The sequence below is a fragment of the Hahella sp. NS-SX17 genome (assembly GCF_057367735.1).
This window is the reverse complement of record NZ_CM170632.1, coordinates 1,909,598-1,934,056: the sequence shown is the minus strand read 5'-3', so window position 1 is coordinate 1,934,056 and position 24,459 is coordinate 1,909,598. Positions and strand designations below refer to the sequence as shown.

Here is a 24,459-nt window from a genome sequence, read left to right as displayed (position 1 = left end):
AACATGTCTGAATTGAGTTTTAGGGCATCCTAACACCGAAACTCTGTTTTCGCCGCTACTATTTGTTTTATATAAGACTGATTGATTTATAACTAACAGCTTGATTTATAAATGACAGGCTGATTTATGACTGACAGATTGACTTATAACTAGCGGATCAAATATTTGACGAGAATCTCTATGCCCCTTCGAACGCTGCAGTTTTCCAATATCATCGATTTAAGCCACCCCATTGACGTCAATATCCCCCTGTGGCCGGGAGACCCTAAGGTTCATTTCACCGACGAGGCCAGCATCGCAAAAGACGGTTACTTCCTGCGCAGTTTCCAGATCGGCGAGCACAGCGGCACTCACATGAATGCCCCCGCCAGTTTTTTTGAGAATGGGATGACTATCGACGAATACTCCCCTCAGCAACTAACGCCGGAGGCGGTGGTGATTGATGTCAGCGCCCAGGCGCAGGAGCAACCGGACTACGCCGTCACCATGCAGGATTTACATCACTGGGAGCAATACCATGGCGTCATACCCGCCGGATGCGTAGTTCTGTTCTATACCGGCTACCAGCATTACTGGAAAACGCCAGAGCGCTTGTTCAATATGGACGCGCAGGGCGTCATGCGCTTTCCCGGTCTGGCGGCGGAGACAGCCAAGTATTTGCTGGAAGAAAGACAGGTCGGCGGATTCGGGATAGACACCCACGGCGTCGATCCCGGGGCCAGTGTGGAGCACCAGGTCAATCGCCTGACGCTGGCGCAATCCGGCATTGTGCTGGAGTGTCTGAACAACCTGGACCGCCTGCCGCCCAAAGGCGTCACATTGGTGATCGGCCTGCTGCGACTACGGGGCGGCTCAGGATCGCCTGTTTCTGTTCTGGCGCTCATACCCTGAGCGCCGGGGGTGTTACCACATCAGATCGTCGGGAATCTGATAAGCGGCGTAAGGATCATCTTCGTCGGGCTCAGCGTTTTTGTTATCGTTGAGCACCACAACAAACTCTGGAGCGCGCTCGCGGATTTTCTCCGCCACTTTCCTGCTGATCACTTCGTAAGCGTCCCCCATTCTGGCGATGGCGAAACGACCGGAAGCCAAACCATCCTGCAGCTCTTGCGTGACGTAGATTTTCTTGACCTTGCCCTCGTCGGCAAACTGATAGCCCACCTCGCCTTTTTTGCGGTTGATGCGATTCATCTCGATCAACTGCTTAACCTGCGCCTTCAGCGCCTTGCGGTCGGCCTCTTCCTGGCGCTGACGGTTCATCTCGCGATCCCGTTGCGCTTTTTCCTCTCGCGCCTGCTGCGCGCGCAGTTTGGTCTCGTCCTCGACCTGATGACCTTTCGGCGCCTGTTTCGCCTGCTTGCGCTTTTCCTGCTTTATCTGTTTCGCTTTTTTCTGATCAACCAGCCCCGCCTTGAGGAGCTGCTCTTGAAGAGACTTAGCCATTATTTGCGTTCCAAACCATTAGTTAACTGAAATGGATTTTAACAAATCCCACGCCAAGGTTTCAGCGCTCATTTTGCGCCCGCCTGTACGTCTTCTAAATTGGCGATCGCCGCCGCCAGATCCTGCTGTCCCTCGTATACCAGGCGTTCAGGATCAGGAGATACTTTGCGTATATACACTGCGCCGATCCTATCAGCAAAACGCGCTTGAATATCCCGATAAATCTCCGGATCACGTTCGCCGTCATCGCCAAGCAATACGAATTTCACCCACGGAAAGCGCTGAAGCAGACTTTCAATATGAGCGGTTTTATAGGCCGCCTGATCCAGCCAGGGCTCGCTGTCGGACTCATTCGACACTTTCTTGGCGACCACCACGCCGCGAGGAAAACCGTTATGCTCCAAAAACAATGAAATATTACCGTACAACTGCCGTGGCGAAGCGGACAAATAGAAGACCGGCGACGCCTCCAGCTGCGCATTGTCGGCGATAATACTGCCGATAAATCCAGAGACGCCTGGAACCGCTTCACGCTGAAGCGGATTCTTCAAAAAGGTGTTCTTCAGCAATGACGTCTTCGCCGTCACCTCACTGATCATGAGGGTGTCGTCCAAGTCGGAGATCACGCCCCAACGATTTTCAGAAGGAGCCATGTAGATCCCGCCTTCAACAGCTTCGGCGTTTTCCGTTTGCGCAGTCACCGTCAGCCAGCCCGATTGTTTTGCATCCGTCAGTTCGCCATCCAGCCGAAAGTAACCTTCCTCGTCCGTCTTCACTCGCCAATGCTGCACGTCAAGCTGAACGTGCACTTCCACATTTTCCTGCTCTGCATTAAAAAGTTGCGCCAGATTGCGGCGTAGATTGGTCGCGCCTCCGTCATCGGAAGATGCGCCCGCCGTATCTTCGTCCAGCTCAATGACGCGCCCCTCCAGAGTGAACTTACCTGCAGAGCCGTAGCCAGCGTAGAGGATCACCGCCAGCGAATCCTCTTCCTCCGCGCTGGCGAAGCCACAAAAACATAGCCATCCCAAAAAAACGACAGTCCAACGCATAAAAAGCTCCAAAGCCTCACATATCACACCGGAGGTATTGTCAAACAATACTCCCTGCAAAAAAGTTCAATACGTTTAACGCCTGAGTGAGCATGCCACCAGGCAGCCGCCAAAATCTAACAACTCATCATTTTTATCTTCGGCGGCGTTCTTCCCAATAGCAAAGGTGATTGCATATGTTAAATGGAAAGGCCGGACTAGCTTCTCTCTCCGCCTGCGTCTTAATGTTATCCCTAACCAATCCTCACGCAGCGCAAGCGGCGGGATTACTCAAACCCCAAGGCGGCAGTTTACCAGACCTGGATTTACGCTCCCAAGACGTCAATGTCACCATCGAAGGCGAATACGCCATCACCACCGTCGATCAGGTTTTCTATAATCCCAACGCCCAGCCTCTGGAAGCTATCTACTCATTTCCAGTACCGGAAAAGGCCGCGGTCTCCCAGTTCACTTATTGGATCAACGGCGCGCCGGTTCATGGCGAAGTCGTCGCCAAAAAACAGGCCCGGGAAATCTATGAGCAGGAAAAGTCAGAAGGCCGCAACGCAGGTCTGACCGAACAAGACGCCTATAAAACATTCGACATCTCCCTAAGCCAGGTCTTACCGCAACAGGAAACCAAAATACGCTTGGTGTATTTGCAGCCAGTGCATATGGACACCGGAATCGGCCGCTACGTTTATCCACTGGAAGAAGGCGGCGTGGATGAGGAAAAACTGGCTTTCTGGACCGCCAACGAGACAGTGAAAGAACGCTTCAGCTTCAAACTTGATTTACGCAGCGGCTACCCCGTGGAAGCCTTGCGTTTACCCGAGCATCCACAAGCGCAGATCGCGCGAATGGACGAGCAGCGCTGGACAGTTTCCCTGCAATCAGACGCTCAAAGCCAGGCAGCCGCTCAGGAAGGCGTCGCCAATGCGCCCGCTTCCGCTCCCAGCGCTTACAGGCTGGATAAGGACATCGTGGTCTACTGGCGGCAACAGCAAAACCTGCCAGGCTCCGTCGACTTGATCACCTATAAAGAACCCGGCAAAGACAAAGGGACCTTCATGCTCACCGTGACGCCCGGAGACGATCTGCCGGCCATCACCGAAGGGCGCGACTGGACGCTGGTGCTGGACCGCTCCGGCTCCATGTCAGGCAAGTTCTCTACCTTGCTGGAAGGACTGCGTAAAGGGTTCGCCAAGTTCAACAGCAATGATCGCGTTCGCGTCATCATGTTCAATGACAACGCGACTGACATCACCAACGGATGGGTGCAGGCGACACAGGGGAATCTGCAGCAGGTAGTCAGCGCCGTTGAGAATGCAGGTCCCAACGGCGGCACCAACCTCATGTCAGCCATTCAAGGCGCGCTCACCGGACTTGATGCGGACCGCACCAACGCCATCTGGCTGGTCACCGATGGCGAAGCCAATGTCGGCGAAACCAAACAAAAGGCGTTTATTGAATTATTGGAGAAAAAGGATATTCGTCTGTTCACGTTCATTATGGGCAATTCCGCCAACCGTCCTCTGCTGGAAGCGATCACCAAACATAGTAACGGCTTCGCCATCAGCGTCAGCAATAGCGACGACATTATCGGTCAGCTCATGCTGGCCGCCAGTAAAGTCGACCACGCCGCCCTGCATGGCGCCAACTTGAAGATTTCCGGCATCAAAACCGCAGATGTCTTCCCCAAACAAATCGGCAGCGTTTACCGCGGCCAGCAATTGGTGATGTTCGGTCATTACTACGGTTCCGGGCAGGCGAAAGTGGAGCTGACAGGCAAAGTCTCTGGATCGCCTATCCGCTATCAGACCCAGTTTGAAGTCAAAGACGGAACCCTGCACCCTGAACTGGAGCGTCTCTGGGCCTTCGCGCAGATCGAAGATCTGATGGATCAGCAGCAGGATTATGGCGAGGATGCAGACCGTAAACAGGCAGTCACGGATTTAGCCGTCGAGTACGGACTGGTGACCGACTACACCTCGATGCTGGTGCTGGATGAGGGACGCTTTGAACATTACGGGGTGGAACGCCGCATCGGAGATCGCATCCAACGCGAAGAGTCCGCCCGCGAAGTACGAGCGCAGCAGCCCGCACAATCTCATCAGGTGGACTCGCAACAGCCGATGTACACCAAGAGCCGTCCATCATTTGGCGGAGGCGGCGGTGGCGGGGCCATCGACGGATTCATGCTGGCGCTGCTGGGCGCACTGGCCATCGCCGGACGTTGCTTCCGACCTCGTAAGCGCTAACTTCGGGAAACAGCAAAGAGACGGAGCCTTCCGTCTCTTTTTCTTTTTAAGACAATGACATAAATGTCTACTGCCCAGCTTGATCGGCTCAACGGCGCTGGTATAGCATGGCCGGCCAATCGCGCCATATCCCATATAAGGAAAACCGACGCTAAATGGCTAATTTTAATACACATCTGCTCGGCGGAGCCGCCGCATCCGGCGTACTGACCTCTACCCTGCTGTTGACCGGTTTATTCACCCCCGGGCAAGGCATGGCGCTGTGGGTAGCGGGAACCCTGGCGGGCCTGGCGCCAGACCTGGACGCCGACACCACCGCCATATTAAAAGGGTTGTTCAGCGCTCTGGGCGTGATGGCTTCCTTTGTCGTACTGTTTACGTTCCCCGACCTGCCTCTGTTGCCGCTATGGGGCGCTATGCTTGTGGCGTTTATCACCGTTCGTATCGGCGTGCTGCAAGTATTCGCTCACCTCACTGAGCATCGCGGCTCTTTCCACTCACTGTTGGCCGCCGCCAGCTTTGGGCTGGGCTCCGCGTTTTTATGCTGGCGCTTCATCGATCAAGGCGTCGACTTCGCCTGGGCGCTGGGCGCCATGGTGTTCGCCGGCTATATCGTCCATCTTATTCTTGACGAGTGTTACGCGGTTAATCTGGCGGATATGGAGTTCAAGCGCTCATTTGGAACCGCGTTGAAGCCAGTGAGCATCGATAACTGGTGGGCCAGCGGACTCTTCCTCGCCATCGCCATCTATTGCGCCATACAACTGCCCCCGCCGCACAAGCTGCACCTTGAAGTGGTCAGGCTAGCCACCCTGGATCATATCTGGCTGTCACGCACTTGAAGCCCGTTTAAAATTTATGCCAGTACGAGTCTGCAATAGCTTTTACCTTATCGCTTAAATAGGGATTATCGACATAGAAGGTCTGCCGCTGTTCGGGATGGATAACGGCGATCATCTCTTTGATAGCCGGATGGGAGTTAAAATTCTTCATAAAAGCGCCGTTCTCATAGGCTCGCCGCAGCCCCAGAGTAAGGATGCGATAACGCTCGACATCGTCTTTACCCAAATAAAGGAAATAATCGAACTTGTACGCGACCATCAAGCGCGGCTCGATCATCAATCCTTCCCCCGCGTGCTCACCGAGTTCAATAACCGCCTCGTGAACGCCGCGATTAAAGCCGTCAAAACGCCCCCGTTTTAACATCAACCAGAGACTGGCGTAAGTGGACTCAGTCACCGTAAAGCCTGCGGAGCGCAATATGTCCGTATCCGGCCAGTTCACACCCGAGCCTATCGTCAGCGTCTGTAGATCCGCCAGTGAGCTGACTTGGGAGAACTTTTCCGCATGATCTTCACGGATCATGAACACCCGATGCCCCAACAGTCCTCTCGTCAGGGGCACATCGACCTGTAAGAAGCGCTCTTCCCGAGTGCGGCTATATCCGGTGAAGAACACATTGAGAATGTCCGAGCGCCGGTGCAGTAGATTTAAGATGCGTTCCTGAGTGGCGTCCCCCATAGACACCACTTCCAGGGTATGCTCGCCCGGCGCATAGTTAAGCGCCAACTGCATGACACTGATTTCGTAGCTGAAAATTTCAGCGTCGCCATGCAGCAAGCCCAGCTTGAAATCCGCCGCCTCTGATCGGCTGCATAGGGTGACAAATATAAAAAGCAAAAAGATACGAATCGCCATAACGCGGGTTGTCCCAGCATGGGGGCGGATATCTGCAACCTAATCACAAACGGCTTTATAAATAGTAGACCAGTTCGGACTTGATATAGCTTCAGTTCAAACTGCTCTATGCGGAGCCCTATTGCGACACGGATTTTAACGTGACCAGGGAAATTTCTGGAGGAACCCGAAAACGCACAGGAAGAATACTGGTCCCGACTCCCGGGGTTACAAACATCTGGCGACCGTCCTCATCTATATGCCCAATGGCGAAGCGCTCGCCGTATTGAGAAGGCACAATGGGACGCCCTATAAATGGCAGGTTGACCTGACCGCCATGGGTGTGCCCAGCGAAAGTCAGGGATACGCGACGGGGAATGTCATAAAACACATCAGGATTGTGTGTAAACGCCAGTACAGGCGCCTCCGCGGGAACCTCGGCAAGCGCTTTGCCGACATCATGCGCGCCTTCCCAGTAATCGCTGATTCCAGCTAACCAGAACTGGCAATCCCCCTGAGTCAGCTCTTTGGAAGCGTCTTCTAAAAACTCGATACGGGTTCCCGTAAAAGCGTCGAGAATCAATTGCGGACCATGCCACCAGTCATGGTTGCCCATAACGGCGTATACGCCCAAGTCAGCTTGCAGCCGATCCAGTTCAGCGGCGATATCATGCGGCTCCGCAAACTCGCCGCCAATCACGCCCTGGATAACGAAATCTCCCGCCAGCAGCACCAGGTCCGGCCTCAACGCATTGGTTTCGTCAACCAGCTCCCTTAACCGGGATAAGCCATTGTGCGGCGATCCCACATGCAGGTCGGCCATCACCGCAACCTGCAAGTCATCACAGGATTGCGGCCAGGGATGAATGACGATGCTAACTTCATTCTCAACCAAAGACGCGGGTTCGATCCAAAACGCCCAGACGCCGAGCACGATGCTCAACACACCCAGGCTTATCATAATACGACGCAATATTTTCACTGATTGGGGCCCCCGACCGCCTCTTGTTTATTCAACTTTCCACACTGGATTTTTTGCGCAAGTGGTAGGTCAGTGTCATAGCGATACAATGACGCAACTCTTCTACAGAAATATCATCCGCCGCATCAAACAGAATGCTGCGGTTTCCCTCAAAACGAAACTCATCCCCGTAGATGCGTCGGAATGTTTCCACCAGGTTGGTCTGACAGTGAAAGTACATCGCATATCCAGAGGACGGGGACTTTAAGCAATCGATTCGGAGAGTACTGCCGCTTTTCGTCTTTGCGGTCAGATAGCTGGGCTGTCCCCATTTCAATGTTTCCTGCAGCTCGCCCACGCCTTCAGTGCTTCTCGCCACGTCAAAAATCAGATCACGCAGGAACAGTAACTTTGCTCTCACTGCATCCGGGTAGGCAGCGAATGTCGCCTGTACGCGCGCATCGGCGAATTCAACATGGGCGTCGTTCATTTGGCTTCCTTCAATCAGAACCGGCGAGTGTAGAAAATTCGCCACGTTTAAGTTGGAATCAGCGTCTCAGCGCAGGGTGCGTGAAACGCCCTGACAACACATCGTTAACAATTTATTGCAACACAGCCTTTAAAGCGCGCTGCGCAGGCGGTTTATAATCAGCCTTTTGGCTCTCCAGCGCACTTTACGAGGACGTAATTTTTACGATGAAAAGATGGTTACTGCAATTATTGGTGGTTGTCGCGCTGGTTCCCGCAGTCTGGTTTATCTCTACGCCGGATCAACGCAGAACCTATCTGAACGCCCTGAATCTGCCGCAAGATCCCTCATGGCTGCACGAAGCTAATTTACTTGCCCTGCTGGGTAAAACACCGCAGCAACCGCCCGAGGCAGAATCTTTGACGGACAGGACACCCATGCCTGACGCGCCAGCATCATCGCCTACTTCATCAAAAGACGCCGCTCCCAATGTCATGAACGCTTTGCGGCAAATGGCGCACAGCGCTCTGCCTCAAACCATGTGCGGAAAAACCGCCACTCGCGACATCCGGGACGTGGAAACCCCACAGATTTACAAATGGACTGACGCCAATGGACGCGTCCATTTCTCTGATAGCGCCCAGAACAAAAGCGCGCGATTCGTGGGCGAAAGCTACGCCTCACAGAAGAAGTATTTCGATTTCAAGCTGACCAGCAAAGGCATGCCCCGCAACGGCTTAGTGGAAGACAAAATCAGGGCCGCCGCCCAACAGGTTTATACACAACTGGAAGCGTATCTCGCGCCTGAACGCCGCAGACAGATCATTCTTAACCTGGAGCTTTACGGCAATCGCGCAGAGTATGAAGCCCTGCGCAAAAAAGTATTTCCTGGTTTCAACGCCGCCGCGTTCTTCTCCCATGGGGCCAACACCATCTATATGGTTAACGAAGACCATCTGGAAACTACCGTCGCCATCGCCAAGCATGAAGTGGTTCACGCTGTTCTGGCGGGTCTGGTCGGCCCCATGCCTACATGGCTCAACGAAGGCATGGCGGAGTACCTGGAACATGGCGGGCTGCCCTACAAGACGCTTCCCATTGATTTGAGCGAAAACGCCATTAACCAGTTGCTCGCTACAAAGCATCAGGACTTTTATAACGCCAGTGCAGAAAGCAACTATATGGCGTCACATAAATTGGTGGCGTATCTGAACAGCTCCGGCGAAGGTCGTCGCGTGATTGCTGATATTTTTAATGGCCTCGCCGATGCGCCCTGCAGCCAGGTCGATAGTCTCGGAGCCGTCACCAGAGCAATGGGCGATGTGGGACATCTGGCCAAATTGCTCTGATCTCAGGCTCGTCGCTATTGTGCGCCGCCCCCGCCAAGCGACCATTGCCAAAACCGCTCCCTGGCGTTACCGGGGCGGCTATTAGTCATAAATAAGCCTACAGTCCGGTATCGCGACTCCACCTCAATATCCCCATGCAGACAGGCGGCGGAGCGAGGCGGATTGACCAATGCTGAGGTCGCCTGCATCCAAACAGGATTCTCCGCTCCGCCAGCCCTCTGACTGAAACGAAGCATGTTATAGGGCGTCGGGAAAGGAAGCGTCAGCCTGCCCGGCTCTTCGTCCAGCCTGTAGTCTCTGGACAGTGGAGCATCCGTGTCGATGCGAATGACGCTTTCATTGCTGCTGTAGGGGTCAGAACTCCAGATGTAACCGATGGGGACCTCCGAGTCCGCTGGAATGACTATATGCAGCTCGTCATCCAGCCAGCATGAATAGGTCACCGCCAAGTGTTCAATATCTTCGTAGCGCTTGCCATCCAACTCCAGGTTCAAGCGCAGCACCTCCGTTCCCGCGGGCTTTTGTAAAACAGCATGCCTGATCACCTCACCATCAGGCATGCGCCATACTTCATTGCCCACTAATTCAATAACGCCTTCAGCCGCCTTTGGCGAAGCGGTCAGACTACGCCTGGCATCCCATTTTCCCTGGATAAAAATACCGGATGTGCCCTCCGCCAACCACACGGGGACCGCGATCACAATCACTATACGAAATAACAGCAGAGCGATATGCGCTATCGAAACTCGGTATATGGCGGAAAGCCCCCAGACAAACATAGCCAGAATAGCCGGAGACAGGACCAGCACGCATAAATAGAAAACGCCCAGTCCTTCCATGCCGGAGACGCTACGAGGTATCAGAATGGAAGCGCCAACGGCGGATGCGACGCCAATGGCCAGAATCAGATGTACGGCGATGGAGCTGAACCAGTCCAACGGATAATCCGACCTGCGACGGAGCCCGTTACGACAGGCGAGAAACAATATGACGGCTAAAGCCAAAACAAGAAGGATTTTCAGGCAGGGCAGGATATATAAATGAAAGATCGCCGTCACGGTATGTCTCCAGGAAGGAAAAGGTATCTGAAAGCCTAACTTTGATAGCTACTCAGAGCCATATTCGGGAGATAAGTATCACTTACCGAGACGACCAGACTAATCGATATCCACCTCTTCCCGGGTGACTGGCGACGATGCATTTAAGGCTGCAAGACACTCCCGCAGCCTTAACTATAGACCGCCAGGATCAGCGCCGAGACACCTCATGCTCTTGAATTGCCCGCATAATTCTGCGCGCAGCTTTCATGACGGTGTCTTCGTTGGGATGAATGCCGTCGCCGCGATGCTCGAATGTACGCCAGGGGTTCACCAATAAAGCACCCTCAAGCTCATCATGAATTCTATGCGCGAACAGGCGCCCGAAATAGCTGAAATCATCATTACTCATCGCCCAAGTCAATCCTGACAGGCTTGCGAACAAAGACAGATCCAAGTCATCAGCGTTGGGGTACAGGGGATACACTGGAGTTAACCCAAGATCCAGCACCTGCCGGCCAATAGCGATCAGGCGATCCACCGCTGCATTCATTTGGGCGCCGCCGCACAAAACTGTTTGAGATTGATCAATACCGAATGAGTCGGAGTGCAGGCAATCATTGCTGATGCTGATGATCACGTAATCGGCGTTGTATCCGGTCAAGCCTGTCTGATCGTACTGCGCCACCCGCAATAACGCCTTTTGCAACTGAGTTGAGTAGCTATCCCACCGGGCGGAACCACAGACCGGGTTACAACTGATGCGACTAAAGGTCGTAGCGCCTGCTTGCGCCTCGCTTTTGACATTTATTCCAAACCGCGTCAACGCCGTCCCCAGGTCGACATAATCTCCTGAACCAACTGATATCCCCGACAATGGTCCCTGCAGGTCGGAGTTAAGAGGCGTATCGCCACTGGCGTAGGAAGCGCCTATCAGCAACACGGGCTTATCGATCGCTGCGACGGAAGTGGTCAGAAAAATTCCTGTGGCGAGCAGTAGTCTCACAATCAGTTGTAATGCGTTCACTATTCTTAATCTCCATGTGGTTTAACCAGTATCTACCCCTCTAGCCATCCGGGACACCTGCCGCCTGAACAAACTTGGCGACAGTTCGCTATCAGGATGTAACGCATTTATAACAACTCCAGGCGCATTGAAAAATGCTCGATTGTTACGTGGCGGAACGTTACAAAGCATATATGCTGAATAATGTTTGTTTTCAGAACATTTCAAAAGCCAAGCGGTCGTAACATGAATGCGGAATTTTTCCACCAACCCCGCCAATTTCGAAAAAGCGACTTTGCCCTGCGCCTGAAAGAGCTGCGCAGTCATTTCGGCTATACCCAGCAAAAGGTAGTGGACGGCGTCAATGAGCTTCTGCCCTTAATACAGCACCGCCCCCACCCGCTTTGCCGCAGCCGATACGCCAAGTGGGAATTGAACAATCGCACGGAGATGCCGGACTATCCGGAGCTGCTCGCCTTGTGTCACTACTTCGAGCAGGAACCTTACTACCTGCTCACTGGCGTTAACGGGCCTCGCAAGTCCCGTAATAGTCAACATGCGCTGGACACCCTTTATAGCCGCTGGGAAGAGGACATTCACTTCAAGTACGTGGTGAAGATGTTGCTGGAGCGCACTCCCGAAGCCACTCGAAAGTTGGCGGAATTAATCGACGTGCTGACGTTAGGCGACCGCAGCCTGATCAATAATCACAAAAACAGGGCGAACTGATATCCCGCAGAGCGAAGCAACTTTTTCCTAACTTTCATCCTTAGGGTAAACCCCATATTGCCCCTCTGCTGCGGAGCCTGCACACTGCTTACTACCCTAAGCATTAGAAACAAAAGGATATTTTATGAAGTCCGCACTAGGAGCCCTGTTTGGGTGCGCGCTCTCTGGAGCCTGTTTCGCCACCAATTTGAACATCGTCGACTACGGCGCTACGCCGGATGACTATAACGATGACGACGCCATCGCCATCAACGCCGCCATTAACGCCGCTCGTGATGGCGACGTCGTCATCATTCCTGAAGGGACGTTCCATATTCGCGAAACGATCAACCTGAAAAGTAACGTCAGCCTGAAAGGAGAAGGCTACGCCAAGTCAGGCATTGCAGCGTTATTTGAGGGGGATGATCCAGAAGATATCGTCCTTAAAGGTAAGAACGTCACTAAAGTAACCATTTCCGGCCTGCGGCTTAAAACCAACTTGAGCGGCGGCGTTAAAGCGTTGGTCTATATCAAGAACTCTTCCGACGTCACTATCGATGACGCCAGCTTTCACCGATTTAAACGTCATGGCGTTTACTTCAGCAACACCGTGAATGGAAAAGTGCTGAACTCCAAGTTTCAGGAAGCCACCGAAATTAATACTGGCGGTTATGGCTATGGCGTGGTTTACACCGATGGATGTGAAGGCGGCAGAGTAGAAAACAGCGACTTTAATGGCCCTGATATCCGTCATGGCGTCGTCGTGCAAGGCGGAGACGCCAACGGTCCCAGCCACGGCGTCGTGATCAGAGACAACCGCTTTGTGCATACCGCTCAAGACGCCATCGACCTGCATGGTTACGGCGAGTACGGCAACTATGTCATGTACAACACCATCCAGGGCGACCCGGACAGTGACACTATTGGACGCGGAATTGGCGTCGGCGAAGACGTTCACGGTCCCTCAGGAAGCGGCAACGTCATCAAATACAACGTTATCCGCGATACCCGTTACGGCATTCATGTACTGACCGGTTCCCCCAACGTCACCATCCGATACAACGAAATTTACGACTGCAAGCGCTACGGTATTTACATCCAGAATGGTCCCGATGCGGATATTCGCGACAATAAAGTCGAGGGCTGTGAAAAATGGGGCATTTACGTAGAAAAAGGCGACAACACCGTCATTCGTAAAGCGGAGACAGGCAACCAGATCCATAACAACGGACTGGGCGGCTCAAGCTTTGGGGGCGTGCGCGTTGATGCAGACAATTCAGGTCTGGATATTCAGGACAACGATTTCTGCAATAACGAAAGCAAAGGCGGCGTAAACCTTTCATTCGCAGGCCAGGGCACGGTTAAAAACAACCTTTGCCAATAACTTCGTTGGGTCCTTGAAATTGCGGGACTACAGCCTGCCGCCCCACCAAGGTCAGGCAGGCTGAACTCGCGTCAACTTGGACCGACATATGCTTGGCGTCAAACCCCAGGCTTCCAAATTGCGCTTCCGCTCTGCGGAGTCAGACGCACTAACCACCCTAAACATCAGAAACAAAGGATATTTTATGAAATCAGCACTAGGAGCCCTGTTTGGGTGCGCGCTCTCCAGCGCCTGTTTCGCCACCAATTTGAACATCGTCGACTACGGCGCCACACCAGACGATCACAGCGACGATGACTCCATCGCCATCAACGCCGCCATTAACGCCGCTCGTGATGGCGATACGGTCATCATCCCTGAAGGAACCTTTCACACCCGCGAGGAAATCATACTGAAGAGTCGTGTTAACTTGAAAGGCGCGGGGTACGCCAAATCGACGATTACTGCGGTATACACCAGTAAGGACAATGACGACGAACATAAAACCTTAATTAAAGGCAGGTACCTGTTTTCGGTCACCATATCCGGGCTGAGACTGAAAACCGTCCATCCAGAGGGAGTCAATAAGCTGATTTCCATCATAGATTCTGAAAACGTCAGCGTTAATGAAAGCAGTTTTCACCGATTTGAAGAGCATGCCGTTTATTTTTATAACACCGTCAACGGCAGAGTCGCCAACTCCCGGTTTCAGGATGCAACGAATACGATCGATGGAGGACATGGCTATGGCGTGGTCTATACAAGCGGGTGTAATCGAGGCAGAGTGGATAACAGCTACTTCTATGGCCCCGATATTCGTCACGGCGTAGTGATTCAAGGGGACAAAAAAATAAACCGCCCCAGCCACGGTATCACTGTAAACAACAATTACTTCAAAGACACAAAACAAGACGCCATTGATCTACATGGGTCAGGCGAGTACGACAACCTTGTCATAAATAATACAATCGTGGGCGACCCCAACGACAAGACGTTAGGTCGAGGAATTGGCGTTGGCGAATTCAGACACGGACCCTCTGGCAGCGGAAATATCATTCAAGACAACACTATCCGTAACACTCTTTACGGCATACATGTCCAGAAAGGTTCGCCTAACGTTAAGATTAAAGGGAATAAAATCTACGATTGCGATCGCATGGGTATATACATTGAGGAAGGACAAAATGTGGATATAGAGGCCAATAAAATCGAAGGGTGTAGATGGTGGGGCATTTATGTGGAGAATGGCGACAATACCACCATTTCTTCAGGAAGCAAGGCTACAAACGAAGTGCACGGCAACGGCTGGGGCTCCAGTGGAACCTGGGGTGAACCGAAAGTCTACGGCAACGGCGGCGTACGTGTAGAGAGTCAAAATACAGGGATGAATGTGCGAAATAATAACTTTTGCGACAACGAGAGCAATGGCGGCCCCAACTTCCAGTTTGAAGGGCAAGGTACAGTCCTGAATAATCAATGTCAGTGAGGCGAACTAATTCCTCTCACATGTGATTAATGCATCGCCAGGGCAGCTACAAACTGCCCTGGCCGCTTCTCTCTTCTTCAGTCCTGCCACAAACATCGCTAATACTCCGTCTTGGGAAACTCATTTTTCGATAACCAGTAATAGAAGATCGAGTAAATGGTGTCATAAAAGTCCTGTATTCCATATTCCATTCTTTTGCTGATCAAGCTGGATGCGCCCGATTTATAACACTCAATCGCTGTACGTTCATGGGTGGATTCCGTCAGAACGACAATGGGCGTAAAACGATTATGATCCGATTTACGGATCGCCTGCATGACTTCATAGCCGCTGGCGATTGGCAACCCCAGATCCACCAGAATCAGGTCGAAATGAGCATTCTGGACCTTGAACATCGCCTTGGCGCCATTGTCCACAAATTCGCATTGGCATCTCACTTCCCTACGCTCTAAAACCCGACGCATCAAATCCACCGTGTCCTGATCGTCTTCAATGACCAGAACCCTGCGGTTATGAGAAGTGCTGCTTTCCAGTACACGATAATCTCCGTAAGACACTCGCTTTTGCTCCTTCAGTACGTCCTGCTTTCTCCCGGCGAGAAATCAAGCGCCGAAAATAAGGAGTTGGGGCCAGGAGGGCCGCATCATAGCGAGCGGAGATGAGATTACGCACAAACGAAATTGATCAAAGCCCGCCAGACGAGCCACCATCCTGGCGATAAATCATATTAAGCATAGTTTAAATCAGAGTCTCTACACCGAGCCGACGCCAGAAATAAAAAAGCCAGCCTGTTCAGGCTGGCTTTTTCAACGAATGCGCGGTTTATCAGCCTTGCATTGGCACCAATTTCAGCTCAACGCGACGGTTGGCTGCACGGCCTTCGGTGGTGCTGTTGGTTGCGACAGGATAACGCGGACCATAACCGATTGTCTGAACGCGCGAACTCAGCACGCCTTGTGAAATCAGATAACGGCCAACGCTGCTGGCGCGCTGCTCGCTCAAACGCTGGTTCAGGTCCAGGCTACCAGTAGAGTCGGTGTGGCCACTGACCTGAATGATAGTTTTGTCGAACTCTTTCAACACCAGACCAACTGAATCCAGAGTGTCGTAAAAGTTGGCTTTGACATCCGAACGTCCCGTATCGAAGGTAATGTTGCCGGGCATAACCAGAGTGATTTCGTCGCCGTTACGCACGACGCGCACGCCAGTGCCTTCCAGACGGTGACGCAGCTCAGACTCTTGCTTGTCCATGTAATAGCCGATGCCCCCGCCTACAGCGCCACCCGCAGCTGCGCCGATCAGAGCGCCCTTGCCGCGATCTTTCTTGCTGGAAGTGGCCGCGCCGATCGCTGCGCCAGCAACCGCGCCGATGACAGCGCCAGTAGTTGCGTTAGCGGTTTTCTTCTCCCCGGTGTAGGGATCGTAGGTTTGGCATCCAGCGGCCAGGGAACCCGCTACTACAAGAGCACAAAGCTTAAATTTCATTCTCTATCTCCAGATTTATCAGAGTTGGCGGTAATTTTAGTTTCATTTTTCTTAACAGAAGCTGAACGCTGATCAGCGATAGCCCTGTCAAAAGCTTCACTGATCCAGCCAAAGACCCTTGTGCGGATCTCTGGCGATTCGTTTACCAGTTGATGACGTCCCGTATCCAAATATCGCACTTCCGCATTCGGCAACAGACGTTGTAGTTGCGGAATATTATGGCGCCAGTCCACGGTAGTGTCTTCCTTGCCTTGCACAATGGTGACAGGTTGCTCCAGCGGGTCTGTGCTTTCAATACGTTTTACCCACCGGCGCAACGCGCCAACCCAATCGATAGACACCGCTCGCGACTGTAAAGGGTCCTTATCCTTAAGAAACTTAATGAACTCGGGGTCGTTGGAATTGGCCATAAATACCCGACGCCAGGTACGAATAAAAGGTCCAAACAAGGTATGCAGCATCACCACGGAGCGCCACCCTTGCGGGCGCACCAGCGGCGCCAGAAACGCCCAGTGCAGAAACGGACTGCTTGCAGGAGTGAAGCGGTTGCTAAACAAATACTCTATCAGTACCGCCCCCCCTGTGCTCTGTCCAACGGACATCCATGGTCTCGGCATGTTGCCGTCGCACAACATCAGGCAGGCTTCCAGTATGGATTGATACTGGGCGAAGTTCTTGATCGACACAGTCTCCCCACTGGACAATCCGTGCCCCGGCAAATCATAAGCGACGACCGCATAGCCATCGCGTAACAAGTGCTCGATCAAATGGCCGAACAGGCCTACGTGATCAAAATAGCCATGAAATACGAATACCGTACCTCGCGGCCTGGGTGGCGTATACATATGACAGGCCAGACGGTAACCAATGGCCTCAAAGTACCCCAGACGATGCGCTACGCCGGTAATGCGGGTTTCTTTATCGATGCGGTAGTAACTGCAGTAGTGTTTTTCTATCTCAGTGATATGAGGCGCGTCTTTAAACGAAATCGGACGCAGTTGCTTACGCAGGAGTTCTCTGTCCCAGAATGGCGTCATGAAAAAATCAAACCTTAATTTCAGGTCGGGCCGGCCCGCCCCAGATTCCTTTTGGCGAGGCATTCATTGCCGCCGCTATCTTCGCGCCGGCTATCAAACCGACGTCTGTTCAGCATAGACCAAATCCCGGGCTCGCGGTCCGGGCTAATTTACCATGATCCGCCTCGAATCAAGATTAACAATAAAAAAGGGAACACCCTCCGCATTATCTGCGGCGGGACATTCCCTTCCTTAAGGTCTTATACGGTCAGCGGATCAGTTGATCTTCTGATCGAGTTCGCCACGAACATAACGCTGGAACATGGCTTCCAACGACATCGTCTTGATTTTGCTGGCCTGACCGGCGGCATTGAACGCTTCATAACGCGCCACGCAGATTTCCTTCATAGCCTTGGTGGCTACAGCCAGATATTTGCGCGGATCGAATTCAGACTTGTTCTGCCCCATGAAACGGCGGATTGCGCCAGTGCTGGCCAGACGCAAGTCGGTATCAATATTGACCTTACGCACGCCGTGCTTGATGCCTTCCTGAATTTCTTCCACCGGCACGCCATAGGTTTCCGCAATCTCACCACCGAATTCGTTAATGATCGCCAGCCAGTCCTGAGGAACGGAGGAGGAGCCGTGCATAACCAAATGTGTGGTGGGGATGCGCTCATGAATCGCTTTGATGCGATCAATCGCCAGGATGTCGCCTGTAGGCGGACGGCTGAATTTGTAGGCGCCGTGGCTGGTGCCGATAGCAATAGCCAATGCATCAACCTGGGTCTTCTTAACGAAGTCAGCCGCTTCATCCGGATCAGTCAGCATCTGATCGTGGCTGAGAACGCCCTCAGCGCCAATGCCGTCTTCTTCGCCCGCCGTGCCGGTCTCCAAAGAGCCCAGACAGCCCAACTCGCCTTCTACGGAAACGCCGCATGCATGGGCCATTTCCACAGTGCGACGGGTGACGTCGACGTTGTATTCATAGGTAGTCGGGGTCTTGCCGTCTTCCCCGAGGGAGCCGTCCATCATGACGGAGGAAAAGCCCAGCTGAATGGAACGCTGGCATACTGCCGGCGAAGTGCCGTGATCCTGGTGCATCACTACCGGAATATGAGGGAACTCCTCAATCGCCGCCAGAATCAAGTGACGCAGGAACGGCGCTCCTGCGTATTTGCGGGCGCCCGCAGACGCCTGCACGATCACAGGGCTGTCGGTTTGGTCCGCAGCTTCCATAATGGCCCGCATCTGCTCCAGGTTATTGACGTTAAATGCAGGAACGCCGTAACCGTGTTCAGCCGCATGGTCCAGAAGCTGGCGCATGGTAATCAGTGCCATTTCTCATCCCCTATAGTGTTCAATTTTTAGTTAATTAATCTCTCGCATCGACCATCGCGACGGATACTTGGTCCGTCGCGTTTTCTGAGCCGACAATCTGACTACAGTCTGTCCCCAAAACTTACTCGGCGGCCCGCTTTTGCAGCATGGCCACAGCCGGCAGGGTCTTGCCTTCCACAAATTCGAGGAACGCGCCGCCGCCGGTGGAAATGTACGAAATCTTATCAGATACGCCATATTTATCGATCGCCGCCAGGGTGTCCCCGCCGCCGGCGATGGAAAACGCATCCGATTCAGCAATGGCTTTGGCCAGGGTTTTGGTGCCTTCGCCGAACTGATCGAATTCAAACACGCCGACCGGACCATTCCACAGAATCGTCTTAGCTGACTTAAGCAGCTCCGCCAGGGCGGCCGCAGACTGAGGTCCGATATCCAGAATCATATCATCGTCCGCCACCTCGGCAATCGGCTTAACGGATGCTTCAGCGCTCTCGCTGAACGCTTTCGCCGTTACAACGTCCGTAGGCAACGGAATTTGCACCTTGGCCGCAATGCTGCGAGCAGTATCAAGCAGATCCATTTCGCACAGAGATTTGCCGACTTTGTGATCGGCCGCCGCCAGGAAGGTGTTGGCGATGCCGCCGCCAACGATCAATTGATCGCAGACTTCCGACAAAGAGTTCAACACGTCCAGCTTAGTCGATACTTTGGAGCCCGCCACGATAGCGACCATGGGTCTTTGTGGTTTATCCAAAGCCTGACCCAGCGCTTCCAGCTCCGCCGCCAGTAAAGGCCCGGCGCAGGCCACGGGCGCGAATTGAGCGACGCCATGGGTGGAAGCCTGCGCACGGTGCGCGGTGCCGAAAGCGTCCATAACAAAAATATCGCACAACGCCGCATACTTCTTGGACAGCTCTTCGTTGTCCTTGCCTTCGCCGACGTTGAAGCGCACGTTCTCAAACAGAACCAGACCGCCCTCTTCCACCTCAAAATCGCCGTCCAGATAATCACGCAATACGGGCGTTTCGCGTCCTAACAGGCTGGAAAGATGAGCGCCCACGGGCTGCATGGAGTTTTCTTCGGAGAACTGTCCTTCTTCCGGACGCCCCAGATGAGACATCACCATCACTTTGGCGCCCTGCTGCATCGCCAGTTTGATAGTGGGAAGCGCCGCCTGGATACGCGCGTCGGACGTCACTTTGCCGTTTTTGACGGGCACGTTCAGGTCTTCACGGATTAACACTCGCTTGCCGCGCAAATCCAGATCCGTCATTTTAATCACAGACATAACAGTTCCTCATTTCAACAAAACAGTGGTTATCGTTTAAAACCCTTCCCTATGGCGTCGGCAGGATAATCCCGGCGAGCGCCGCGGCGGCCGGGATCTGGCGCTAAAGACTCAGCCAATGCGCTGACGTATCCAGCATGCGATTGGCGAAGCCCCATTCGTTATCGAACCAGGCCATTATTTTTATCAGTCGTCCGCCGCTGACTTTGGTTTGATTGGCGTCCACCACCCCGCTGCGAGGATCGTGGTTGAAATCACAGGAAGCCAGCGGCTCTTCGGAAAAGCCAAGGATTCCAGCGAAAGCGTTCTGTGAGGCGGCCTTGAGCAAGCCGTTGACTTCCTCCATATCCGTCTCACGGGATACGCACACCGTGAGGTCCATCATGGATACGTTGATAATAGGCACCCGCACCGCGTTCGCTTCAAATTTACCGACCATGGACGGCAACAGCCTTTCTATGCCTTTCGCCAGACCGGTGTTCACCGGAATGATGGACGCCATCGCGCTGCGCGTGCGGCGCAGATCATGATGGTGGTAGGCGTCAATAACCGGCTGGTCGTTCATGGCGGAATGGATAGTGGTGATCACCCCGCGCTCCACGCCAAGATTGTCGTCCAGCACCTTGATGATGGGGACGATGCAATTGGTCGTGCAGGAAGCGTTGGAAACGATGCGATGACTTTGCCGCAGGCCGTCGTGATTGATGCCGTATACCACGGTGTAATCCACGTCGGCTTCGGCCGGTTGAGAAAACAGCACGCGACTGGAGCCGCTGCGCAGATGTTTTTCTGCGGTCATGCGGTCGGAAAAGGCCCCGGTGCATTCCAGCACCAGATCCACTCCGATATCCGCCCAGGGAGCCCTGGCCGGATCTTCTTCACGCAGGATGCGGATTCTGTCGCCATTGACCATCAGTTGCCCGTCCCGTAAAGACACCTCCCCACGGAAACGACCGTGGGTGGTGTCATAACGCGTCAGGTAAGCGATGGTTTCCGCGTCCGCCAGTTCATTGACGGCGACAATTTCCATGGATTGGCGATAGCCGGATTCGTACAACGCGCGCAACACGCTTTGCCCGATCCGGCCATACCCATTAATGGCAATACGATGGGTCATACCGCTAAGGCGTTCTTCTGTCAGTAAGTGGATTTATGCATCCAGCGAGTCTAACAGATCTTGCGCCTGGGCCACCACGTTATCCACGGTGAAGCCGAACTCTTCGAACAGCAGGTTGGCAGGCGCGGACTCGCCGAAAGTGCTCATGCCCACAATGCGTCCGTCCAGGCCAACGTACTTGTACCAGAAGTCCTGGTGCGCCGCTTCGATCGCGATGCGAGCGCTTACTTCCAACGGCAGCACTTGCTGGCGGTAATGGAAGTCCTGCTTGTCGAAAACGTCGGTAGACGGCATGGACACAACGCGTACTTTGTGACCCTGCGCAGTCAGCGCTTCAGCAGAAGCGACGGCGAGACCAACTTCAGAACCGGTTGCGATCAGTATCAGGTCAGGCTGGCCCGCGCAATCCTTCAGGATGTAGCCGCCCTTCTCGATATTCGCTACCTGCTCAGCGTCACGGGGCTGATGCGGTAAGTTTTGACGCGAGAAAATCAACGCGCTTGGACCGTCTTCACGCATGATCGCGCTTTTCCAGGCGACAGCGGATTCAACCGTGTCACAAGGACGCCACGTGCTCATATTTGGGGTAGTGCGAAGGTTGGCCAGCTGCTCGATCGGCTGGTGAGTTGGACCGTCTTCGCCCAGACCGATAGAGTCGTGGGTGTAAACCAGGATAGAGCGTTGCTTCATCAGCGCAGCCATACGCACCGCGTTGCGCGCATATTCCATGAACACCAGGAAAGTGGCGCCGTAAGGAATGAAGCCGCCGTGCAACGCCACGCCGTTCATGATCGCGGACATGCCGAATTCACGCACGCCGTAGTAAATGTAGTTACCATCCGCGTCTTCTTTGCTGACGCCTTTGCTGCCTTTCCAGATAGTCAGGTTGGAGCCCGCCAGGTCAGCGGAGCCGCCCAACAGTTCCGGCGCCAGCGGAGCGTATGCGTTGATGCTGTTCTGAGACGCCTTACGGCTGGCGATGGTCTCGCCTTTGGCCTGACACTCTGCGATGTAGGCGTCCGCTTTGGCGGCGAAATCTTCCGGCAGTTTGCCGGCGCTACGACGCAGCAACTCGCCAGCCAATTCAGGATGCGCCTGCTGGTATGCAGCGAATTTCTCGGACCAGGCTTGTTGCATAGCCGCGCCTTTCTCTTTCGCGCTCCAGGCGGCGTAAATATCTTCGGGAACCACGAAAGGCTCGTGGGTCCAGCCCAGCGCCTGACGCGCGCCGGCGATTTCGTCATCGCCCAGAGGCGCGCCGTGACACTCTTCTTTGCCCTGCTTGTTGGGCGCGCCGTAGCCAATGATAGTTTTGCAGCAGATCAGCGTCGGCTGTGAGGTATTGCCGCGCGCTTGCTCAATCGCCTGCTTGATGGCGTCGGCATTGTGTCCATCGACGCCCGGAATCACTTGCCAGCCGTAGGCTTCGAAGCGCTTGGGCGTGTCATCGGTAAACCAGCCTTCCACTTCGCCATCGATAGAGATGCCATTGTCGTCATAGAAGCAGATCAGTTTGCCCAGCCCCAAAGTGCCCGCCAAAGAACACACCTCGTGGGAAATGCCTTCCATCAGACAGCCATCGCCGAGGAACGTATAGGTGTAATGGTCGATGACGTCATGGCCGTCGCGGTTGAACTGGCCCGCCAGCGCTTTCTCAGCCAGCGCCATGCCCACGGCGTTGGCGATGCCCTGCCCCAAAGGACCCGTGGTGGTTTCGACGCCCGGCGCGTAGCCGTATTCAGGGTGACCTGGCGTTCTGGAGTGCAGCTGACGGAAATTTTTCAAGTCTTCGATGCCCAGATCGTATCCGGACAGGTGCAGAAGGGAGTACAGCAGCATGGACCCGTGACCGTTGGACAGAACAAAGCGGTCGCGGTTAATCCAGGAGGGATCGGTCGGGTTGTGGTTCAGGTAATCGCGCCACAGCACTTCCGCAATGTCCGCCATACCCATCGGGGCTCCGGGATGTCCTGACTTGGCTTTTTGCACAGCATCCATACTCAACGCGCGAATCGCGTTGGCGAGTTCTTTACGAGATGGCATTCAGCTCACTCCCTCTCAGATCGAGTTTTGGTTTGTGATTAGGGGGGTCAAAAACGAGTGCGTATTTTCATACATTAAAGAGGTAGGAGCAAATTTCATCGCCCCAATCCCCCAGTTTACCGCCCGTTCATCCCTCAAGCCCGTCTCCAAGGCGGCGACGCCGCCTTGTCCTACTGCCATTCACTGCAAAAAACAGCCCATTTTTTGCGCCAGAGAAACTATATCAAAATTTTTTGATATAGTTCTTGTACGCATTTTTTGATGTTGCTAAACTTTTGGCCTATGAATGATTCCATGCTCCCACACAGCGACAGCGCAGGTACCGAAGCCGCTGCAGACTACGCAGAACTGGCTGGCGTTTATAAGGCCTGCGGCGATGCGTTGCGTCTGGAAATATTGCGTGTCCTGGAACGGAACGCCTACGGGGTGCTGGAATTGTGTTCGATATTCGACGTCAAACAATCCGCCATGAGCCATCACCTGAAAGTGCTGGCCAAGGCCAGGATGGTGGAAGCCCAGCGGGAAGGTAACAGTATTTTCTACCGACGTCCTATTCTGGCCGGCGACGACAGCGCCGAGCTGGCGCGGCTGCAGTTGTTCAGTAATCTGGACCTGTTGCCGCTGACTGCGGACGCCCGTGACCGTATTGGCAATGTAGGAGAGCAACGCGCACAGCAAAGTCAGGCGTTTTTTTCCCGGTACGCTGAGCATTTCCAGGCGCACCAGGAGTTGATTGCGGAATATCCGTTATACGCCACGCCGGTGCGGGATATGTTGCAGCAGCAGTTGGCCGGCGAGAAGGTCAACACGCTTCTGGAAATCGGCCCCGGCGAAGGCGCCTTTCTGGAAGACCTGTCGACGATGGCGAATTCCGTCATCGCCTTGGATAACTCCGAGGAAATGTTGCAAAAAGCACGCGATTTTGCGGACGCCAGACAATTGTCGAACGTGCGCTTTATCGTAGGAGATACGCGTAGCGCCCTCGAACAGGGCGTCAGCGTTGATGTGATTGTGATGAACATGGTGTTGCACCATGTGGCGTCGCCAGCGGACATGATTCGCGATTGCGCGGCCTTGTTGCGCCCCGGCGGCATGTTGATTTTGAGCGACTTGAGCCGCCACGATCAGTCCTGGGCCAGAGAGTCCTGCGGCGATTTGTGGCTGGGCTTCGACAGCACTGAAATCTCCCGTTGGGGAGCGCAGTCGGGCCTGGCGGAAGGCGAAAGCATTTATATAGGCGTGCGCAATGGGTTTCAGATCCAGGTGCGCCAATTTTTATTGCCCAAAAACGGGAGCCAAACGCTGACTGGCGCAACCGCATGTCAGTCCGAAGGTTCCGCAACATCAACCCACCCCAGTCATTGTAATCTTTAACCAT

22 protein-coding genes are annotated in these 24,459 nt (G+C 53.8%); 8 read left to right on the top strand and 14 right to left on the bottom strand.

Going from position 1 to position 24,459, the window contains the following annotated elements; translation table 11 throughout:
* Positions 1-180: 180 nt before the first annotated feature.
* Positions 181-891 (top strand): cyclase family protein, encoded by a 711-nt coding sequence (locus AC2IBB_RS08770; RefSeq protein WP_486332504.1) that lies wholly within the window; start codon positions 181-183, stop codon positions 889-891.
* Positions 892-903: 12 nt separating this feature from the next.
* Here the strand turns inward: AC2IBB_RS08770 and AC2IBB_RS08765 are convergent, their stop codons facing one another.
* Both AC2IBB_RS08765 and AC2IBB_RS08760 read right to left on the bottom strand, forming a co-directional pair.
* Complete coding sequence (locus AC2IBB_RS08765; RefSeq protein WP_486332503.1) at positions 904-1,443, bottom strand: DUF2058 domain-containing protein; 540 nt, start codon at positions 1,441-1,443, stop codon at positions 904-906.
* A gap of 68 nt (positions 1,444-1,511) precedes the next feature.
* Positions 1,512-2,495, bottom strand: a complete 984-nt coding sequence (locus AC2IBB_RS08760) for a phosphatase domain-containing protein (protein ID WP_486332502.1) — start codon at positions 2,493-2,495, stop codon at positions 1,512-1,514.
* A gap of 176 nt (positions 2,496-2,671) precedes the next feature.
* On the opposite strand from AC2IBB_RS08760, the gene AC2IBB_RS08755 reads away from it, so the two are divergent.
* On the top strand, positions 2,672-4,735 hold the full coding sequence (locus AC2IBB_RS08755; RefSeq protein WP_486332501.1) for a VIT and vWA domain-containing protein: 2,064 nt from the start codon (positions 2,672-2,674) through the stop codon (positions 4,733-4,735).
* 155 nt (positions 4,736-4,890) lie between these two features.
* Positions 4,891-5,577, top strand: coding sequence for a metal-dependent hydrolase (locus AC2IBB_RS08750; RefSeq protein WP_486332500.1), 687 nt, complete (start codon positions 4,891-4,893; stop codon positions 5,575-5,577).
* Between the two features lie 7 nt (positions 5,578-5,584).
* Here the strand turns inward: AC2IBB_RS08750 and AC2IBB_RS08745 are convergent, their stop codons facing one another.
* The 3 genes from AC2IBB_RS08745 to AC2IBB_RS08735 form a co-directional block, all read right to left on the bottom strand.
* A complete protein-coding gene (locus AC2IBB_RS08745) occupies positions 5,585-6,433 on the bottom strand; it encodes a hypothetical protein (protein WP_486332499.1) in 849 nt (282 codons plus the stop codon).
* A 118-nt stretch (positions 6,434-6,551) separates the two neighbouring features.
* The gene (locus tag AC2IBB_RS08740) at positions 6,552-7,394 is read right to left on the bottom strand and encodes a metallophosphoesterase (protein ID WP_486332498.1); all 843 of its coding nucleotides are present in this window, start codon (positions 7,392-7,394) and stop codon (positions 6,552-6,554) included.
* 31 nt (positions 7,395-7,425) lie between these two features.
* Complete coding sequence (locus tag AC2IBB_RS08735; RefSeq protein WP_486332497.1) at positions 7,426-7,863, bottom strand: DUF1801 domain-containing protein; 438 nt, start codon at positions 7,861-7,863, stop codon at positions 7,426-7,428.
* 206 nt (positions 7,864-8,069) lie between these two features.
* Between AC2IBB_RS08735 and AC2IBB_RS08730 the strand changes: the two genes are divergently transcribed.
* Complete coding sequence (locus AC2IBB_RS08730; RefSeq protein WP_486332496.1) at positions 8,070-9,191, top strand: DUF4124 domain-containing protein; 1,122 nt, start codon at positions 8,070-8,072, stop codon at positions 9,189-9,191.
* Between the two features lie 14 nt (positions 9,192-9,205).
* On the opposite strand, the gene AC2IBB_RS08725 is transcribed toward AC2IBB_RS08730, so the two are convergent.
* Together AC2IBB_RS08725 and AC2IBB_RS08720 are read right to left on the bottom strand one after the other, a co-directional pair.
* Positions 9,206-10,249 carry a hypothetical protein gene (locus AC2IBB_RS08725; RefSeq protein WP_486332495.1) on the bottom strand — a complete coding sequence of 348 codons (1,044 nt, stop codon included), beginning with the start codon at positions 10,247-10,249 and terminating at the stop codon, positions 9,206-9,208.
* Positions 10,250-10,439: 190 nt separating this feature from the next.
* Entirely contained in the window at positions 10,440-11,255 is an 816-nt protein-coding gene (locus tag AC2IBB_RS08720; protein ID WP_486332494.1) for an SGNH/GDSL hydrolase family protein, read from the bottom strand.
* Between the two features lie 225 nt (positions 11,256-11,480).
* Between AC2IBB_RS08720 and AC2IBB_RS08715 the strand changes: the two genes are divergently transcribed.
* The 3 genes from AC2IBB_RS08715 to AC2IBB_RS08705 all read left to right on the top strand — a co-directional run bounded on the left by AC2IBB_RS08715 (position 11,481) and on the right by AC2IBB_RS08705 (position 14,791).
* On the top strand, positions 11,481-11,963 hold the full coding sequence (locus AC2IBB_RS08715; protein ID WP_486332493.1) for a helix-turn-helix domain-containing protein: 483 nt from the start codon (positions 11,481-11,483) through the stop codon (positions 11,961-11,963).
* 124 nt (positions 11,964-12,087) lie between these two features.
* Positions 12,088-13,326 carry a right-handed parallel beta-helix repeat-containing protein gene (locus AC2IBB_RS08710; RefSeq protein WP_486332492.1) on the top strand — a complete coding sequence of 413 codons (1,239 nt, stop codon included), beginning with the start codon at positions 12,088-12,090 and terminating at the stop codon, positions 13,324-13,326.
* A gap of 184 nt (positions 13,327-13,510) precedes the next feature.
* Positions 13,511-14,791 (top strand): right-handed parallel beta-helix repeat-containing protein, encoded by a 1,281-nt coding sequence (locus tag AC2IBB_RS08705; protein ID WP_486332491.1) that lies wholly within the window; start codon positions 13,511-13,513, stop codon positions 14,789-14,791.
* Positions 14,792-14,889: 98 nt separating this feature from the next.
* Here the strand turns inward: AC2IBB_RS08705 and AC2IBB_RS08700 are convergent, their stop codons facing one another.
* From AC2IBB_RS08700 to tkt, 7 genes are all read right to left on the bottom strand, one after another.
* A complete protein-coding gene (locus tag AC2IBB_RS08700) occupies positions 14,890-15,348 on the bottom strand; it encodes a response regulator (protein ID WP_486332490.1) in 459 nt (152 codons plus the stop codon).
* Positions 15,349-15,616: 268 nt separating this feature from the next.
* Entirely contained in the window at positions 15,617-16,276 is a 660-nt protein-coding gene (locus AC2IBB_RS08695; RefSeq protein WP_486332489.1) for a YiaD family glycine zipper/OmpA-like lipoprotein, read from the bottom strand.
* Positions 16,273-17,313: an alpha/beta hydrolase gene (locus AC2IBB_RS08690; protein ID WP_486332488.1), complete on the bottom strand. Its 1,041-nt coding sequence runs from the start codon at positions 17,311-17,313 to the stop codon at positions 16,273-16,275. The genes AC2IBB_RS08695 and AC2IBB_RS08690 overlap by 4 nt, the downstream gene beginning before the upstream one ends.
* A gap of 255 nt (positions 17,314-17,568) precedes the next feature.
* The gene (gene fba, locus AC2IBB_RS08685; RefSeq protein WP_486332487.1) at positions 17,569-18,633 is read right to left on the bottom strand and encodes a class II fructose-bisphosphate aldolase; all 1,065 of its coding nucleotides are present in this window, start codon (positions 18,631-18,633) and stop codon (positions 17,569-17,571) included.
* A 121-nt stretch (positions 18,634-18,754) separates the two neighbouring features.
* Positions 18,755-19,921 (bottom strand): phosphoglycerate kinase, encoded by a 1,167-nt coding sequence (locus AC2IBB_RS08680; RefSeq protein WP_486332486.1) that lies wholly within the window; start codon positions 19,919-19,921, stop codon positions 18,755-18,757.
* 103 nt (positions 19,922-20,024) lie between these two features.
* Positions 20,025-21,038, bottom strand: a complete 1,014-nt coding sequence (gene gap, locus AC2IBB_RS08675; protein ID WP_486332485.1) for a type I glyceraldehyde-3-phosphate dehydrogenase — start codon at positions 21,036-21,038, stop codon at positions 20,025-20,027.
* Positions 21,039-21,071: 33 nt separating this feature from the next.
* The gene (tkt, locus tag AC2IBB_RS08670) at positions 21,072-23,081 is read right to left on the bottom strand and encodes a transketolase (RefSeq protein WP_486332484.1); all 2,010 of its coding nucleotides are present in this window, start codon (positions 23,079-23,081) and stop codon (positions 21,072-21,074) included.
* Positions 23,082-23,375: 294 nt separating this feature from the next.
* On the opposite strand from tkt, the gene AC2IBB_RS08665 reads away from it, so the two are divergent.
* Positions 23,376-24,455, top strand: coding sequence for an ArsR/SmtB family transcription factor (locus AC2IBB_RS08665; protein WP_486332483.1), 1,080 nt, complete (start codon positions 23,376-23,378; stop codon positions 24,453-24,455).
* Positions 24,456-24,459: the final 4 nt, after the last annotated feature.